The sequence below is a fragment of the Kitasatospora sp. NPDC001539 genome (assembly GCF_040298565.1).
In the GTDB taxonomy this organism is placed as follows: domain Bacteria; phylum Actinomycetota; class Actinomycetes; order Streptomycetales; family Streptomycetaceae; genus Kitasatospora.
In genome coordinates this window covers 1-16,637 of record NZ_JBEPAK010000025.1, presented here as the reverse complement: position 1 = coordinate 16,637, position 16,637 = coordinate 1, and the positions used below count along the sequence as shown (strand labels likewise).

Here is a 16,637-nt window from a genome sequence, read left to right as displayed (position 1 = left end):
TGGAAAGGGTTCACGGGGAACGGGGTGTAGGTAGTGGCAACCGAATCGAACTTTGAAGGCATGGACCATGCCGTGCTCAAGGGCATGGTCGAGGACACCGATCCGGCCTCGGTGCTGAGCCGCGGCACCAAGCTGCAAGCAGCCGGCCGCGTGCTGGCGGAACTGAGCGGGGCGCTCAAGGCGCACCTCTCCCAGGTCACCTGGGAAGGACAGGCTGCGGAGAACTTCAAGACCTGGGCCAACAACCTGCAGCAGTCCGCCGAGAAGCTGGGCACCTACTCCGCGGGCGCGGGCGACGCGATGCACCAGGCCGGTGAGGCCCTCAGCACCGCCAAGGCCGCCGTGCCGCCGGTGCCGCCGGACGCCCTCAAGTGGGTGAACGGGCGGAAGTCCCAGGGAGCCCCCGATCCTGCGGTGATCACCCAGCTGCAGTCGGTCGGTTGGAATCCGAACGGGCCCTCCACGGCCGACATCGACGCGGCGATGAAGCGCAAGCGCGGTGCGGACAACTGGGTTTCGGAGACCGAGGCGATGGCCGGGACGAAGGAGCTCTACGACGCGCACCAGGAAGCCATCCACCAGATGGAGAAACTGGGGCAGGCCTACGCCGCGGCGACCACGAAGCTGAACGGGCTCGGCGACATCGCGTTGCCGGGAACGCCCGCGCCGTCGAACCAGAACGATTCCACGGCGATTCAGCGGGACGGAGGGAGCGGCGGTGGCTACGGCGGTTCCGTGCGGGCCGCTCGCTCGGATGGTGGCGGTGCAGCGGGAAGTCACGGCTCGTCCGTAGGTGACGGCGGAGGCTCGGTGACGCCCCGAGACCCGGGAACCAACTGGCACAGCCCTTCCAACCCGGGCCACACCGGGACGACTCCTCCGCACGGTGGGGGGCAACTGCCGTCGGCGCCGCAGGACCCGGGCTCATCGGTCCCGCCGTCCCATCCATCGGATCCGGTGAACCACCCGGGCACTGATCTCAACAGCCTGCCGACTCTCCCGGACCAGACTGTTCCGACCACCCCTGGCACCGGCCCCCTGCTGCCGGGCGGCGGTCCGACCTACCCGAGTGGACCCGGCGGTGGCCCTGGCGTCCTGCCGGGCGGTGGGCCGGTCACAGGCTTCCCGTTCGGGCCCGGTGGTTCCATCCCGACCAAGGGCACCGGTGGCGGTTCGATTCCCGCCCGTCCGGTCCCGTTCGGCGGCGGCAACGTGCCCGGCAAGTCCGGCACCCCGGGGCTGCCCAGCGGAACGGTCTTCGGCCGAGAGGCCGGGCCGACCGCTGGCGGTCGGCCCGGGTCGCCCATGGGCGGGGGCATGGGCATGAACCCCGGTATCGGTGGTGGTCACGGTGTCGTGGGCGCGGGCGGCAGCTCGCGTGGCCGGGGCCTGGCTTTCACGCCGGGTGGTGCGGTCGGCGGTCGCAAGGGTCCTGCCGCGGGTGGCGAGTTCACGCCGGGCGGCACGGGTCTGCGCAACCGGGCGGCCGCAGCGGAAGCCGCCGAGGGCGGCGCCCGTTCGGGACAGAACGGCATGATGGCCCCCGGAGTGTCGGGTCACGGCGGTCGGACCGAACGCAACCGTCGCAACCGCGCGGACTACCTCCACGAGGACGAGGAAACCTGGACCAACGGTACGCCGGAGAGCAACCCCGACGTGATTGAGTAGTGCGGCAACGTCTGCCCGGCCACTGGGCTCGTCCAGTGGCCGGGCAGACCTGTTCGGGCAAGGCCTTCCCGGCCAATCGATAGACCGACGAGGAGTTGTGATGGGGCGGACGGGTGCGCGAGTGCGTTGGCGTGCTGCTGCGGCGTTTCTGGCGGCGGGACTCGTAGTCGGCCCGATTGCAGCGCCGGCGGCTGCGGACGGGTCGATTCGAGAAAAGCAGTGGCATCTGGATGCCATGCACGCACCGGAGATGTGGAAGGTCACCAAGGGGCAGGGAATCACCGTCGCGGTCATTGATGGTGGCTTCAAGCTGGACCATCCCGATCTCGCCGGGCAATTCCTGCCGGGGAAGGACTTCAGTGGCAGCTCCGGTGGCGTAGGGACCTACGCCGATGGGCACGGTACCGAGATGGCGAGCCTCATTGCCGGGACCGGCAGGAGCGTCGGCGGGACAGGTGCTTACGGCCTCGCTCCTGGGGCCAAGGTTCTACCGCTGAAGATCAACAACGGGTCTGTCTCGGCAGCTCTCCCTTCGGATTTCCTGAACCAGATCGGGCAGGCGGTCGACTATGCCGTCGACCAGGGGGCCAAAGTCATCAACATCTCGCAGGGCATGGATGCGGCGCTCTTCTCATCGGCCGACGTGGAAAAGCTGAATCGGATCCTGGCCGGGGCGCGGGCGAAGGGATCTCTGGTCGTTGCGAGCGTGGGGAACGAGGCGCAATCCGGCAATCCGGTCTCTTATCCGGGTGGTCTGCCCAACGTTGTCGGCGTTGGGGCAGTTGATCGCGACGTAGTGGTGACTGCGGAATCCGAACAGGGCCCGCAAGTCGCCCTGGTGGCACCTGGAATGGACATCGTCGCGGCCTGTACTGCTGATACGGAGTACTGCCAGAGCCACGGCACATCGGACGCTGCCGCATTGGTGTCCGCGTCGGCGGCGCTGGTCTGGTCGGTGCACAAGGACTGGACGGCGAACCAGGTCTTGCGAGTCCTCATCAATACGGCGGGCAAGCCGCATGACGGCTCCATGCGCAACAACATCAGCGGTTATGGCGCGGTACGGCCACGAGTTGCACTGACGGACCCGGGCGATCCGGGTCCTGCAGACGTTTCCCCGGTTCCGGCAGCGGCGGCACCATCTGCGACGACCCCGTCCGCCTCCGCTCCCGCGTCGTCGGTGCCGAGCCCTGCCGCGACCCCGAGCGAGGTGGCTGTCGGCGCCCCGTCCGCGCAGCCGACGGCCGGTGCGTCGGCCGGGTCGGGTGGCGGCGGTGCGCTGCCGGTCGTGGCCGGGGTGGTGGCCGGGCTGGTGGTGGTCGCCGGTGCGGTGTTCGCGGTGTTGCGGCGGCGGCGGGTGTCTGCGGGGCCGTCCGGGGACGTCGTCGTTCCGCCGGTGCCTGCGCAGCAGCCGATGGCGCCGCCGCCGTCGTACCAGCCGCCGGTGCCGCCGGAGGACAACCCGTACGCGCGGTAGCGGGAAGGGCATCGGGGCCGCGAGGGCGCCGGGGTGCCCGGTGTCCTCGCGGACGTGTGTCGGCCGGGGGTGCCCGGGTCGCGGGGAGCGGGGAGTGGCGTCCCGGCGTGGGCCGCGTGGTGTGCGCCCGGGTCACTCGGGTGGCGGCTGGTGGGCGACGTCGAGGCCTGGCGAGGGTGGTGGTATGGATGCGGAGGGTGCTTGGCGGGTAGGGCAGTTGCGGCGGGCGGCGGCTGCGGCGCTGATCGGGACGGCGATCGAGTTCTACGACTTCTTCCTGTACGGGACGGCGGCCGCGCTGGTGTTCGGGCCGGTGTTCTTCCCCGGGCTCGGCACGGTGGGCGCGTTGTTGGCGGCGTTCTCGGTGTACGCGGTGGCGTTCCTGGCACGGCCGTTGGGGGCGGTGGTGTTCGGGCACTTCGGTGACCGGGTGGGGCGGAAGGCGACGCTGGTGGTGTCGTTGCTGTCGATGGGGTTGGCGACGGCGGCGGTGGGGTTGCTGCCGGGGTTCGCGGCGTGGGGGTGGTGGTCGCCGGCGCTGCTGGTGGTGTTGCGGGTGTGCCAGGGCGTCGGCCTGGGCGGGGAGTGGGGTGGGGCGGCGCTGCTGATCGCGGAGAACGCGCCGGCGGAGCGGCGGGGGCGGTACGGGGGGTTCCTGCAGCTGGGGCCGACGGGCGGGTTCGTGCTGGCGAACGGGGTGTTCCTGGCGCTCCAACTCGGCTTGGACGGGCGCGCGTTCCGGGAGTGGGGCTGGCGGGTGCCGTTCGTGGCCTCGCTGGTGCTGGTGGCGGTGGGGCTGTTCGTGCGGCTGCGGTTGGAGGAGTCGCCGTTGTTCCGGGCGGCCGGGCGCGGGGAGCGGCCGCCGGTGGTGGAGGTGGTGCGCGAGCACTGGCGGCCGGTGCTGGCGGGCGGTGGCGCGATCACCGTGGGGTACGCGTTGTTCTACCTGACCACGACGTACGCGCTGGCGTACGCGACGTCCGGTCTCGGGCTGGCGAGCACGGTGGTGCTGTCGATGCTGCTGGTCGGTGCGGCGGGGATGGCGGCCATGGTGTGGCTGAGCGCCTCGCGCAGTGACCGTTGGGGCCGGCGGCGGACGTTGCGGTGGGCGACGTGGCTGGCGGCGGGCTGGTCGCCGGTGGTGTTCCCGCTGTTGGAGACGACGCGGCGGCCGCTGGTGTTCGTCGGGCTGGCGGGGGCGATGGTGGTGCTGGGCTGCATGTTCGGGCCGCTGGCGGCGTTACTGCCGGAGCTGTTCCCGACCCGGGTGCGCTACACGGGCGCCGCGCTGACGTACAACCTGGGCGGGGTGGTCGGCGGTGCGACGACGCCGCTGGTGGCGACCAGGTTGACGGCGGCGTACGGGACGGCGCAGCCGGTGGGTTGGTACGTGGCGGGGTTGGGCGTGCTGGCCCTGGCGTGTCTGCGGCTGCTGCCCGAGACCACGGGGGCCGAGCTGGCCGCGGTGGACGGCGGACGCCGCCGGGCGCCCGTTCTGGGGGCGGATCCGGCGGCGTAGGCGCACCCGGGAGGCCGGCCGGCGAGGCCGGCGGGTCGACCGGTCAGTCGGCCAGGCCGGCGAGCCGGCCAGGGCAGCGAGCCGGCTGGGCCGGTGGGTCGACCGGTCAGCCGGCCAGGGCGGCGCGGCCGGCGAGCACGACGGCGGTGTGCTGGGCGACGCGTCCGCCGAGGTGCTCGGCGGTCGCGATGTCGGCCTTGTGGACGGCCTCGGCGCCGGCGTCGGCCGGCGTGGAGGCGGCGGCGCCGTTGAAGAAGCCGAGGCGGTTGATGTCGTTCTCGCTGGCGGTGGTGGCGTTCCAGCCGGGCTTGAGGCCGAGGTTGACCCAGTTCATGCCGTGCTGGGCGGCGAGGGTCTGGAAGAAGCCCAGGGTGCCGGCCTTGTCGCCGCTCTTGGAGGCGGAGTTGGTGAAGCCGGCCGCGACCTTGTCCTTCCAGGCGTCGGCGAACCAGCGCTTGCTGCTGGCCTCCGCGAAGACGTGGAAGGCGCCGGAGGCGGTGCCCATGTAGGTGGGGGAGCCGAAGACGATCGCGTCGGCGGCGTCCAGCTGGGCCCACTGCTCGTCGGTGATGGTGTCGACGGCGATCGAGATGACCTCGGCGCCGGCGTCGGCGGCGCCGCGGGCGACGGCCTCGGCGATCACGGCGGTGTGGCCGTAGCCGGAGTGGTAGGCGATCGCGACGGTGGGGCGGATGGCGGTCATGCGGGCGCTCCTGTACGGGACGGCGGTGAGCCGGATGGAAGTGGCGGGGACGGGCCGGGCAGGGCGGAACCTGCGGGCGTCCGGCCCGGTTGGCGGTCACCAATATAGACCAGGTCTCTGTTGGTTACCAAGGATGGATTCGAGACCGAAGGACTACCCTGGTCCGTATGACGACCGAGGACACGACCCGCACCCCCGCCGGGCGGTACCAGGAGCCGCAGCAGCAGGACCGCGGGCCGGGCCGGGGGCGGCAGGAGCACGAGCGGCAGCGGGACGGGCGCGAGCCCGCGCACGAGCGGGGGCGGGAGGAGTGCGAACAGGGCCAGGAGCAGGATCAGGAACTCAACGTCTTCGCCCAGCTCTGTCCGAGCCGCGAGATGTTCGCCGAGCTCGCCGACAAGTGGTCGCTGCTGATCCTGATGAGCCTCTCGGCCTGCGGGCCGCAGCGCTTCTCCGAACTGCAGCGCGGGATCGGCGGTGTCAGCCGCAAGATGCTCACCCAGTCGCTGCGCACCCTGGAGCGCGACGGCCTGGTGCTGCGCACCGTCTTCCCGGAGACGCCGCCGCGGGTGGTCTACGACCTGCTGCCGCTCGGCCGGGAGCTGGCCGAGCTGGTCTCCCCGATCGGTCGCTGGACGGAGCGGCGCGCCCGGCAGATGCTGGAGGCCCGTGAGGAGTTCGACGCAGTGCACGCCGAAGGCTGATCGGCCGGAGGCGGGTCAGGGGCGGTCCGTGAGTGCGGTCCGGGTGGTCCGTGGTGCGGCCGGGGGCGCGGTCGGAGGGCCGACGAGCGCCGGGCGGCAGCCGATTTCCCTTCCGGGCCGACGGCCGTGTAATGTCTTCCTTGTTCGACCGGCCCGGCGAAAAGCCCGGCAAGCCCCTATAGCTCAGTCGGTAGAGCGTCTCCATGGTAAGGAGAAGGTCTGCGGTTCGATTCCGCATGGGGGCTCCACTGAAAGACCCTCGCCTCTCGGCGAGGGTCTTTCGCTGTGTCCGGGGCCGATCCGCACGAACCCGCCCGAACCCGCCCGATCCATCCGGATCCGCCCGGGCCCGCCCGGTGCCGGCCGACACGCGGTGGCCTAGCGGGCCGGGTGTGGAATGCGCTGTGATGGGGCGTCATCGGCCGCCCGCCCGACGGGCGCGGGCGCGAGCCGGACCCCGACCGGGAGGGCGTCATGGGCGTTCGACTCGTGGTGGTCGACGACCACCGGCTGCTGGCCGAGGCGCTGGCCACCGCGCTCCAGCTGCGTGGCCACCGGGTGCTCGCGGTCGGTTCCCCGGCGGGCGTCGCCGCCGAGCTGGTGGTCGGGCGGCGGCCGGAGGTGTGCCTGCTGGGCGTGGCCGCGCCGGGGGAGCCGGGGGCCTTCGAGGGGTTGCGCCGGATCCGCCGGGAGCGCCCCGAGGTGGCCGTGATCGTGCTCGGGCCGGTCGGCGAACTGCGCGGGGTGGCCGGGGCGTTCGCGGCCGGGGCGGCCGGGTACGTGCCCAGCGACGAGCGGATCGAAGTGGTCGAGCGGGCGATCGGACGGGTTCGTGCCGGTGAGGCGGCGGTGGCCGTGGACGTCCTGCGCGGGGCCTTCGACCAACTGCTGCGCCCGGTGGCCGAACCGGACGACGAGGCGGTCCGGCTGCTGCGGCTGCTGACCCGGCGTGAGGTGCAGGTGCTGGCCCGGATCGCGGACGGCGAGGACACCGCGGCGATCGCCGCCGGGATGCGGATCGCCGCGAGCACCGCGCGTACCCACGTCCAGCGGGTGCTGATGAAGCTGGGCGCCCGCACCCGGCTGGAGGCGGCCGCAGTGGCGGCGCGCACCGGCCTGCTGGAGCGGATGGCCGGCGGTTGAGGAGGACGGCCCGGGACGGCAGCCGGGGACGGCAGCCGAGGAGGTGACCGAGGGCGGCGGCCGAGGGGCGGTTGGCCGGGGCAGCGGACGGGGCAGCGGCCCGGGCAGCGGCCGGGGCAGCGGCCGGGGACAGCGGGCGGGGGCGGCGGCCGACGCGGCGGGGACGGGCACAGCCGCAGAGGGCCGGCTGAGGAAGCCCGGGAGCGACCGCCCCGGTGGTCGGGAGCACCTCACCGAGCAGGGACAATTGAGCGCAGTCGTACGCATCCACCGATGGGCCGCCGACCGGGCGGGCCATCGCCCGCTGGAGGGGTCCCATCATGAGTAAGTACCTGGTCACGGGTGGCGCCGGTTACGTCGGCAGTGTGGTGGCCGCCCACCTGCTGGAGGCGGGGCACCAGGTGACCGTCCTGGACGACCTCTCGACCGGCTTCCGCGAGGGCGTGCCGACCGGTGCCGAGTTCGTCGAGGGCCGGATCCAGGAGGCCGGGAAGGTGCTGGACGGCTCCTTCGACGGGGTGTTGCACTTCGCCGCCTCCTCGCAGGTCGGCGAGTCCGTCGTGGACCCGGAGAAGTACTGGCGCAACAACGTGGCCGGTTCGCTGGAGCTGATCAGCGCGATGCGCGCGGCCGGCGTGCGCAAGCTGGTGTTCTCCTCCACCGCCGCCACCTACGGCGAGCCCGAGGCGGTGCCGATCGCCGAGACCGCCCGGACCGCGCCGACCAACACCTACGGCGCCACCAAGCTCGCCGTGGACCACCTGATCACCAGCGAGGCCGTCGCCCACGGGCTGGCCGCCGTGTCGCTGCGCTACTTCAACGTGGCCGGCGCGTACGGCGCCTACGGCGAGCGCCACGACCCGGAGTCGCACCTGATCCCGCTGGTCTTCCAGGCCGCGCTGGGGCAGCGCCCGCACATCGCGGTGTACGGCGACGACTACCCCACCCCGGACGGCACCTGCATCCGGGACTACATCCACGTCGCGGACCTGGCCGAGGCGCACCTGCTGGCGCTGGACGCGGCCAAGCCGGGCGAGCACCTGATCTGCAACCTGGGCAACGGCAGCGGCTTCTCGGTGCGCGAGGTGATCGAGTCGGTCAAGCGGGTCACCGGCCGGGAGATCCCGGTGCAGGTGGCCGGTCGCCGGGCCGGCGACCCGGCCGTGCTGGTGGCCTCCGCGGAGCGCGCCCACCAGGCGCTGGGCTGGACGCCGCGGCGCCCGAACCTGGACGACATCGTGGCCGACGCCTGGAAGTTCACCCTGGAGAAGAACGCCGGCTGACGGCGGGCGGGGCGCGGCGGCCCGGGGCGCGGACGGCGCCCGGGGCCGCCCGCCCGCACGGGTCCGGCCACCGGGCCCTGCCACCGGCCCGGCCACGGGGCTTGCCACTGGGCCTGCCCCGGCCGTGCCGGCGCCTGCTGGCGGAACTTCACCAAACCACCACGACGGGGGTTTCCCGGCCCGTACGCTGAGTCCGGTACCGGTGGGGGCCGGCGCCCTTGCGGCCCGGCCGACCGACCGGTGGGCGGGCGGAGCGGCGGGTCCGGAGCACGGCCGCCGGACCGGTCCCCGTTCCCGGGCTCGGGCGCTCTGAGCAGGGCAGGGGGAGTGACGATGGGGCGGATCCGGGTCCTGGTGGTCGACGACCACCGGATCTTCGCCGAGGCGCTGGCCGCGGCCCTCGCCGCCGAGCCGGACGTGGAGGTGGGCGCGGCCGGCAGCGCGGCCGCCGCCGAACGGGCGCTGGAGCGGGCGGCCGCCGAAGGCCGGGCCTACGACGTGGTGCTGATCGACGCGGACCTGGGAGCCGAGGCCGCGGGCTCGCGGGCGCGCAGTGGCGCCGACCGGGCCGAGGAGGCCCGCCGCCACCCGGTTCCGGCCGTGGCGTCGCCCCACCGGCCCGCGGCCCAGGCGACCGCCGCCCGTCCGTCGGACCACCCGGGCCCGGAGCAGCTGCGCCCGGAGCAGCTGCGCCCCGAGCAACCGCGCGCCGAACAGCAGCGCGGGAACCACCCGCGCGGGGCCCACCTGCGGGGGGACCAGCTACGTGGCGATCAACCGCGAGCCGAGCAGCCACGTGCCGAGCAGCAGCGCGGCGACCAGCTGCGCGCCGACCACCCGCGCGGCGACCAACTCGGCGCCGTCTCCCCGCCCCCCGACGGCATCACGCTGCTCGGCCGACTGCGCCGCGCCCACCCGGGCCTGCGCGTCGTCGTGCTGGCCGCCGCCGACGACCCCCGCCGGGCGGTCCGGGCGCTGCACGCGGGCGCCACCGGCTGGGTGGCGAAGGAGAGTTCGCTGGCCCGGCTGCTGGCGGTGGTCCGGGGCGTGCTGCGGGACGAGACGCACGTGCCGCCCGCGCTGCTCACCGGGGTGATCCGCGAGCTCACCACCGCCCGGCGGGACCGCACCGAGAGTGAGCGCCTGGTCGACACCCTCACGCCGCGGGAGAAGCAGATCCTGCGCTGCATGGTCGCCGGCCTGGGCCGGCAGGCCGTCGCCGAGCGGCTGTACCTGTCGCCGCACACCGTCCGCACCCACATGCAGAACGTGCTCGGAAAGCTCGGGGTGCACTCCACGCTGGCCGCCGTCGCGGTCGCCCGCCGGGCCGGGATCAGCCCGGCCGAACCGGCCCCACCGCCGTCCGTCGCCTCCACCAGCTGACGCCCCGCAGCCGGGGGCCGACCAAGCGGCGGCGTGGCAGCGGCGTGGCAGCGGTGCGGCGGGGCTCAGCCCGGGATGTTGTCGAACGGTGCGACCAGCAGCCGCAGCAGGGCGGCGAGTTCGCCCTGTTGGTCGGAGCTGAGCTGGGCCAGGAGTTCGCGCTCGTGCGCGAGCAGTCCGGCCAGCGCCTGGTCGGCGCGGTCCCGGCCGTCGTCGGTCAGCCGGACCAGGACGCCGCGTCGGTCGTCCGGGTCGGGCAGGCGCTTGACCAGGCCCTTGCCGGTGAGACGGTCGATCCGGTTGGTCATGGTGCCGGAGGTGACCAGGGTCTGGGTGAGCAGCTGGCCGGGGGAGAGCTGGTACGGGGAGCCGGCCCTCCGCAGGGCGGTGAGGACGTCGAACTCCCAGGGCTCCAGGCCGTGCTCGGCGAAGGCGGTGCGGCGGGCGCGGTCCAGGTGCCGGGCGAGTCGGCTGACCCGGCTGAGCACTTCGAGCGGTTCCACGTCGAGGTCGGGGCGCTCCCGACGCCACGCTGCGACCAGCCTGTCGACCTCGTCCTCCATGACGATCAGTGTATCGGTGGATGTGTCGATGTGAAGTCTCTTGACATCGAGAAAAGTGGCGATGAGGCTGTCGAAAGATATCTTGACGTCGAGATACCCGTGAGGTGAACCATGACCACCCCGGCCTGGGACCCGGCGCAGTACCTGCGCTTCGCCGACGAACGCACCCGCCCGCTGCGCGAACTGATCGCCCGCGTTCCCGCACTCCCGGACAGGGCCGACACCGTCGTCCTCGACATCGGCTGCGGCCCCGGCAACTCCACCGCCGTCCTGCGCGAACGCTGGCCGCGGGCCCGGATCACCGGCATCGACAGCTCCGCCGCGATGCTCGCCACCGCCCGCGCCGAGGGCGAACCCACCGCCGAGTACCTGCTCGCCGACGCCCGCGCGTACGACCCGGCTCCCGCCCGGCCCGACCTCATCGTCTCCAACGCCACCCTGCAGTGGATCGACGGCCACCTCGACCTGATCCCGCGGTGGGCCGCCGCGGTGCGCCCGGGCGGAGCGGTGGCCTTCCAGGTCCCCGGGAACTTCGACGCCCCCAGCCACACCCTGCTCGCCGACCTGTGCCACAGCCCGCGCTGGCGCGACCTCCTCGGCACCGGCACCGGAGGCACCGCAGACAACGGCGCCGGAAACACCGACGCCGGAGGCACCGGCACCGTGCGCGCCGGCGTCCACCCGCCCGAGCGCTACCTCGACGCCCTGGCCGCCGTGGGCTGCCTCCCCGACGTCTGGGAGACCACCTACCGCACCCTGCTCCCCGGCCCGGACCCGGTCCTGGAGTGGGTCAAGGGCACCGCGCTGCGGCCCGTCCTCACCGCGCTGACCGATCCGGCCGACCGGGACGACTTCCTCGCCGAGTACGGGCGGCTGCTGCGCGAGGCCTACCCGCCCGGACCGTACGGGACGGTGTTCCCGTTCCGACGGATCTTCGCGGTCGGGGTCAAGCGGCGGTGAGACGGAGCAGCAGGGCGGAGCGGTAGGGCGGAGCTGCGGCGATGAGAGGGGACGCGGCGGCGATGGGAGGGGCGCGGGGTTCAGGCCGTGCGGTCGCCGACCAGCCGGGGGTGCCGCTCCAGCCCCTCCAGCCCGTGCCAGGCGAGGTTCACCAGGTGCGCCGCCACCGTCGCCTTGTCCGGCTTGCGGACCTCCAGCCACCACTGGCCGGTCAGCGCGACCATGCCGACCAGCATCTGCGAGTACATCGGGGCCAGCCGGGCGTCGAAGCCGCGCGACTTGAACTCCAGGCCGAGGATGTCCTCGACCTGGGTCGCGATGTCGCTGATCAGCGAGGCGAAGGTGCCGGTCGACTGGGCCACCGGCGAGTCCCGGACCAGGATCCGGAAGCCGTCCGTCGAGGTGTCGATGTAGTCCATCAGCGCGAACGCGGCCTGTTCCAGCAGCTCGCGCGAGTGGCCGCCGGTCAGCGCCCCCGTCACCATGTCCAGCAGCAGCTGCATCTCGCGGTCCACCACCACCGCGTACAGGCCCTCCTTGCCGCCGAAGTGCTCGTACACGACGGGCTTGGAGACCCCGGCGCGCTCGGCGATCTCCTCCACCGAGGTGCCGTCGTAGCCGCGCTCCGCGAAGACCGTCCGGCCGATCTCGAGCAGCTGCTCCCGGCGCTGCTTGCCGGTCATCCGGACCCGGCCGCCCCGGCGCCGGGGGGTCGCGGCGGCCGCGCCCCCGTCGGCGGGTCCGCCCACCGGTGCAGCGGCCCGCGGACGGGCGGGCGCCGTTCCGGGCGCCGCGTCCGTCCGCGTGCTCTGGTGACCGCCTGTGCTGTCTTCGCTGCTCCCGTTCACCCCTACATCATGCTGGAAGCGCCGCCTCATGCGGCGCGGCGGGCGGCGATCCGCTGAGCGTCCGGCCAGCGGACGTCCCGCACCCAGCCGGCCAGCTCGAACCAGCGGATCAGCCGGGCCGAGGAGTCGATCTGCCCGCGGAGCACGCCGTGCCGGGCCGCGGTCGGGTCCGCGTGGTGCAGGTTGTGCCAGGACTCGCCGCAGGAGAGCACCGCGAGCCACCAGACGTTGCCGGAGCGGTCGCGGGAGCGGAACGGGCGCCGGCCGACGGCGTGGCAGATGGAGTTGATGGACCACGTCACGTGGTGCAGCAGGGCCACCCGGACCAGGGATCCCCAGAAGAAGGCGGACAGCGCCCCCTCCCAGGACAGGCTCACCAGGCCGCCGACCAGGGCGGGCAGCAGCAGCGAGATCGTGGTCCAGAGCCAGAACAGCCGGGAGATCCGCCGCAGGGCCGGGTCGCGGACCAGGTCGGGGGCGTACTTGAGCTGAGGGGTCTGCTCCTCGTCGAACATCCAGCCCATGTGCGCCCACCAGAGGCCCTTGATCAGCGCCGGGACGCTCTCCCCGTAGCGCCAGGGCGAGTGGGGGTCGCCGTCCTTGTCGCTGAACCGGTGGTGCTTGCGGTGGTCGGCAACCCACCGCACCAGCGGGCCCTCGACGGCCAGGCTGCCGACGATCGCCAGCACCAGGCGCATCGGGCGGCCGGCCTTGAAGGCGCCGTGGGTGAAGTAGCGGTGGTAGCCGACGGTGATGCCGTGACAGGTGAGGAAGTACATGGCGACGGTGATCGCCACGTCCGTCCAGCCCAGCCCCCAGCCCCAGGCCACCGGGACGGCGGCGAGCAGCGCGGCGAACGGGACGAGGATGAACAGCCCGAGCGCGACGCGCTCGGCGAAGCCCTGCTTCTCCCCGCCACGGGTGGCGGACAGCCGGGTCGCGGCGTCGGCCGAGGGATCGGCCGTCGGATCGGCCGTCGGATCGGTGGACGGGCCGGCCGAGGTGCCGGCTGACGCGCCGACGGAGGGATCGGCCGTGCGGGCGAGGGAGGGGTCGACGGAGGGATCGGGAGAGGTTTCGGGAAGCGCGGCGCCATCCGCGTGCGCCTCGTCTGCCTGGGTGGTCATGGGGGGCGTCCCTTCGCGGTGTCCCGGTACGGGACAGCGGACCTACGTTTGCGTAACCTACGGCATCGTAGGTTGCGTGTCGCGTCCAGGGGAACACACCGCCACGCGGCGCTCGGGTGAATTCACCCGACTGGATGGATGAACCGGACGGCGGCGGTGTTCGACCCGCGGCGGCGGGATCCGGCCCCGCGGATCGCGTCGGTTGATACCCACGGGAGGGTCGTCTCGGGTAGGGTCTGACACGACTGTCCGCCGTGGTGTAATGGCAGCACAGGGCCCTTTGGAGGCCTTTGTCTGGGTTCGAATCCTAGCGGCGGAGCCTCTTCACGCCTCAGGTTCGGGCGTTTCCCGCCTCGCCGGTATTGTCGGTGCTGCTCGGCGGACTGTGCGAATGGCGACCGGCCTGGGTCCGGGCCGGGCTGCTCTGCCTCTCTGTGAACCTAATGAGGAGCCTCCCCGCATGGCTGCCAATTCGCTTGCCGCCGTTGTCGTGCTCGCCGCCGGTGGCGGGACCCGGATGAAGTCGAACAAGCTGCCCAAGGTGCTGCACGAGGTGTGCGGGCGCTCGCTGGTGGGTCACGCCGTGGCGGCGGCCGGGGAACTGACGCCGGAGCAGCTGGTCGTGGTGGTCGGTCACCAGCGCGAGCAGGTCGAGGAGCACCTGGCGGCGCACTATCCGGCGGCGCGGCCGGTGGTGCAGGAGGAGCAGAACGGGACCGGGCACGCCGTGCGCACGGCGCTGGAGGCGCTGGCCGCCGACGGCGTGGTGCTGGACGGCACCGTGATCGTCACCGCCGGGGACTCGCCGCTGCTGACCGGGCGGACCCTGCTCCGGCTGGCGGACGCCCACGCCGCGCAGCAGAACGGGGTCACCGTGCTGACCGCCGTCGTCCCCGAGCCCTTCGGCTACGGCCGCATCCTGCGGGACGAGGACGGCACCGTCGCCGCGATCGTCGAGGAGCGGGACGCCAGCGACACCCAGCGCGCGATCACCGAGATCAACTCGGGCGTCTTCGCCTTCGACGCCAAGCTGCTGGTCGAGGCGCTGGCCGAGCTCACCACGGACAACTCGCAGGGCGAGGAGTACCTGACCGACACCCTGGCGATCCTGCGCAAGGCCGGGCACCGGGTGGGCGCCGTGGTCGCCGAGGACCACCGGGACATCCTGGGCATCAACGACCGGGTCCAGCTGGCGCAGGCCCGCCGGCTGCTGAACGACCGCCTGCTGGAGCGGGCGATGCGGGCGGGCGTCACCGTGGTGGACCCGGCGACCACCTGGTTCGACGTGCAGGTCTCCTACGAGCCGGACGCCGTGGTGCTGCCGAACACCCAGCTGCAGGGCGCCACCCACCTGGGCGAGGGCTGCGAGGTGGGCCCGAACTCGACGCTGAAGGACACCCTGGTCGGCGCCGGCGCCCGGGTGAGCAACACCACGGCCGACCGCGCCGAGGTCGGTGAGCTGGCCACCGCCGGCCCGTACGCCTACCTGCGGCCGGGCGCGAAGCTGGCCCGCAAGGCGAAGGTCGGCACCTACGTCGAGGTGAAGAACTCCGAGCTGGGCGAGGGCGCCAAGGTGCCGCACCTCTCCTACATCGGCGACGCCGTCATCGGCGAGGGCAGCAACATCGGCGCGGCCTCGGTCACCGTGAACTACGACGGGGTGAACAAGCACCGCACGGTCATCGGCGCGCACTGCCGCACCGGCTCGGACAACATGTTCATCGCCCCGGTCACCGTCGGCGACGGCGCCTACACCGCGGCCGGCTCGGTGATCACCGGCGACGTCCCGGCGGGCGCCCTGGGCGTGAGCCGGGCGCAGCAGCGCAACATCGAGGGCTGGGTCGAGCGCAAGCGCCCCGGCACGACGTCCGCCCAGGCCGCGAAGGCCGCGAAGGACGGGGCCGCCGAGGCCTGACCGGGCGGGCCGGGCACCGGCGGGCGGTCCCGGGGCGGACGGTTTCCGCACGGGCGCGTAACCTTGGGGTCATACGTGCGCCACTGGGCTTGCCGCCCGTGTCCAGGCGTACCGACAAACTCCCTGACCCCCGCGGGTGCGGCTGCGCCTGCCCTCCGCGGGGGAGGGATTCAGCGTCCGCAACGCGAGGAGACGGTGCAGTGAGCGGGATCACGACGTCGGGTGAGAAGAAACTGAAACTCTTCTCCGGCCGTGCCCACCCGGAACTGGCGAAGGAGGTGGCCGCGGCGCTGGGGACCGAACTGGTTCCGACCAAGGCCCTGGACTTCGCCAACGGCGAGATCTACGTCCGCTTCCTGGAGTCGGCGCGTGGCGCGGACTGCTTCGTGATGCAGAGCCACACGGCTCCCATCAACCAGTGGATCATGGAGCAGCTGATCATGATCGATGCTCTGAAGCGGGCCTCCGCCAAGAGCATCACCGCGATCCTGCCGTTCTACGGGTACGCCCGGCAGGACAAGAAGCACCTCGGCCGCGAGCCGATCTCGGCCCGGCTGATCGCCGACCTGCTCCGCCAGGCCGGTGCCGACCGCCTGATGGCCGTGGACCTGCACACCGCGCAGATCCAGGGCTTCTTCGACGGCCCGGTGGACCACCTGTTCGCGCTGCCGCTGCTCGCCGACTACATCGGCGAGAAGGTGGACCGCTCCAAGCTGACCGTCGTCTCGCCGGACGCCGGCCGGGTGAAGGTCGCCGACCAGTGGTGCGACCGGCTGGACGCGCCGCTGGCGATCATCCACAAGCGCCGCGACATGACGCAGGCCAACACCATCCTGTCCGCCGAGGTCGTCGGTGACGTCAAGGGCCGCGTCTGCGTCCTGGTCGACGACATGATCGACACCGCCGGCACCATCTGCGCCGCCGCGGACGCGCTGTTCGAGAACGGCGCCGCCGACGTGCTGGTCGCCGCCACCCACGGCGTGCTCTCCGGCCCGGCCGCGGACCGGCTGAAGAACTCCCGGGTGAGCGAGTTCGTGTTCACCAACACGCTCCCCACCCCGGCGCAGCTCCAGCTGGACAAGATCACCACGCTGTCCATCGCCCCCTCGATCGCGGCCGCGATCCGCGAGGTGTTCGAGGAGGGTTCGGTCACGAGCCTCTTCGAGGGCGTGCACTGACACGCGTGCGCCGGCGGTGCACTGAAGCGTGCACCGGCGGTGCACCGGCGGTGCACCGGCGCGTGCGCGACGCGTGCACGACGCGTGCGCCGATGGTGCGCTGACGAAGGCCCCGTGGGGGGGGGCCCCGGGAGCAGCGGGGAGGGGCGGCCCCCGCCTAAAGAGA

General features: G+C 73.1%; 14 protein-coding genes and 2 tRNA genes. 12 read left to right on the top strand and 4 right to left on the bottom strand.

Annotated elements, in window-relative coordinates:
* Nucleotides 1–33: 33 nt before the first annotated feature.
* From ABT247_RS07190 to ABT247_RS07180, 3 genes are all read left to right on the top strand, one after another.
* On the top strand, nucleotides 34–1,668 hold the full coding sequence (locus ABT247_RS07190; RefSeq protein ID WP_350739254.1) for a WXG100 family type VII secretion target: 1,635 nt from the start codon (nucleotides 34–36) through the stop codon (nucleotides 1,666–1,668).
* Nucleotides 1,669–1,918: 250 nt separating this feature from the next.
* Entirely contained in the window at nucleotides 1,919–3,145 is a 1,227-nt protein-coding gene (locus tag ABT247_RS07185; protein ID WP_350739251.1) for a S8 family serine peptidase, read from the top strand.
* Nucleotides 3,146–3,329: 184 nt separating this feature from the next.
* On the top strand, nucleotides 3,330–4,664 hold the full coding sequence (locus ABT247_RS07180; protein ID WP_350739249.1) for an MFS transporter: 1,335 nt from the start codon (nucleotides 3,330–3,332) through the stop codon (nucleotides 4,662–4,664).
* A 106-nt stretch (nucleotides 4,665–4,770) separates the two neighbouring features.
* Here the strand turns inward: ABT247_RS07180 and ABT247_RS07175 are convergent, their stop codons facing one another.
* The gene (locus ABT247_RS07175) at nucleotides 4,771–5,367 is read right to left on the bottom strand and encodes a flavodoxin family protein (protein WP_350739246.1); all 597 of its coding nucleotides are present in this window, start codon (nucleotides 5,365–5,367) and stop codon (nucleotides 4,771–4,773) included.
* A 167-nt stretch (nucleotides 5,368–5,534) separates the two neighbouring features.
* On the opposite strand from ABT247_RS07175, the gene ABT247_RS07170 reads away from it, so the two are divergent.
* The 5 genes from ABT247_RS07170 (at nucleotide 5,535) to ABT247_RS07150 (ending at nucleotide 9,880) form a co-directional block, all read left to right on the top strand.
* The gene (locus ABT247_RS07170; RefSeq protein ID WP_350739243.1) at nucleotides 5,535–6,071 is read left to right on the top strand and encodes a winged helix-turn-helix transcriptional regulator; all 537 of its coding nucleotides are present in this window, start codon (nucleotides 5,535–5,537) and stop codon (nucleotides 6,069–6,071) included.
* A gap of 172 nt (nucleotides 6,072–6,243) precedes the next feature.
* Nucleotides 6,244–6,319: transfer RNA gene (locus tag ABT247_RS07165), tRNA-Thr, on the top strand.
* 226 nt (nucleotides 6,320–6,545) lie between these two features.
* Nucleotides 6,546–7,214 (top strand): response regulator transcription factor, encoded by a 669-nt coding sequence (locus ABT247_RS07160; RefSeq protein WP_350739241.1) that lies wholly within the window; start codon nucleotides 6,546–6,548, stop codon nucleotides 7,212–7,214.
* A gap of 320 nt (nucleotides 7,215–7,534) precedes the next feature.
* On the top strand, nucleotides 7,535–8,497 hold the full coding sequence (galE, locus tag ABT247_RS07155; protein ID WP_350739238.1) for a UDP-glucose 4-epimerase GalE: 963 nt from the start codon (nucleotides 7,535–7,537) through the stop codon (nucleotides 8,495–8,497).
* A 333-nt stretch (nucleotides 8,498–8,830) separates the two neighbouring features.
* Nucleotides 8,831–9,880 carry a LuxR C-terminal-related transcriptional regulator gene (locus tag ABT247_RS07150; RefSeq protein ID WP_350739235.1) on the top strand — a complete coding sequence of 350 codons (1,050 nt, stop codon included), beginning with the start codon at nucleotides 8,831–8,833 and terminating at the stop codon, nucleotides 9,878–9,880.
* A gap of 65 nt (nucleotides 9,881–9,945) precedes the next feature.
* On the opposite strand, the gene ABT247_RS07145 is transcribed toward ABT247_RS07150, so the two are convergent.
* Nucleotides 9,946–10,443 carry a MarR family winged helix-turn-helix transcriptional regulator gene (locus ABT247_RS07145; protein WP_350739233.1) on the bottom strand — a complete coding sequence of 166 codons (498 nt, stop codon included), beginning with the start codon at nucleotides 10,441–10,443 and terminating at the stop codon, nucleotides 9,946–9,948.
* 111 nt (nucleotides 10,444–10,554) lie between these two features.
* Here ABT247_RS07145 and ABT247_RS07140 point away from each other — a divergent pair, with 111 nt between their 5' ends.
* Nucleotides 10,555–11,403 (top strand): methyltransferase domain-containing protein, encoded by an 849-nt coding sequence (locus ABT247_RS07140; protein WP_350739231.1) that lies wholly within the window; start codon nucleotides 10,555–10,557, stop codon nucleotides 11,401–11,403.
* Between the two features lie 80 nt (nucleotides 11,404–11,483).
* On the opposite strand, the gene ABT247_RS07135 is transcribed toward ABT247_RS07140, so the two are convergent.
* Together ABT247_RS07135 and ABT247_RS07130 are read right to left on the bottom strand one after the other, a co-directional pair.
* Nucleotides 11,484–12,086 (bottom strand): TetR/AcrR family transcriptional regulator, encoded by a 603-nt coding sequence (locus ABT247_RS07135; RefSeq protein ID WP_350739313.1) that lies wholly within the window; start codon nucleotides 12,084–12,086, stop codon nucleotides 11,484–11,486.
* Nucleotides 12,087–12,277: 191 nt separating this feature from the next.
* Nucleotides 12,278–13,378: a fatty acid desaturase gene (locus ABT247_RS07130; protein WP_350739228.1), complete on the bottom strand. Its 1,101-nt coding sequence runs from the start codon at nucleotides 13,376–13,378 to the stop codon at nucleotides 12,278–12,280.
* A gap of 248 nt (nucleotides 13,379–13,626) precedes the next feature.
* Between ABT247_RS07130 and ABT247_RS07125 the strand changes: the two genes are divergently transcribed.
* The 3 genes from ABT247_RS07125 (at nucleotide 13,627) to ABT247_RS07115 (ending at nucleotide 16,471) form a co-directional block, all read left to right on the top strand.
* Nucleotides 13,627–13,697 (top strand) — tRNA-Gln (locus ABT247_RS07125).
* Nucleotides 13,698–13,838: 141 nt separating this feature from the next.
* The gene (gene glmU / locus ABT247_RS07120; protein ID WP_350739224.1) at nucleotides 13,839–15,293 is read left to right on the top strand and encodes a bifunctional UDP-N-acetylglucosamine diphosphorylase/glucosamine-1-phosphate N-acetyltransferase GlmU; all 1,455 of its coding nucleotides are present in this window, start codon (nucleotides 13,839–13,841) and stop codon (nucleotides 15,291–15,293) included.
* Between the two features lie 200 nt (nucleotides 15,294–15,493).
* Complete coding sequence (locus ABT247_RS07115; RefSeq protein ID WP_350739221.1) at nucleotides 15,494–16,471, top strand: ribose-phosphate diphosphokinase; 978 nt, start codon at nucleotides 15,494–15,496, stop codon at nucleotides 16,469–16,471.
* Nucleotides 16,472–16,637 lie beyond the last annotated feature (166 nt).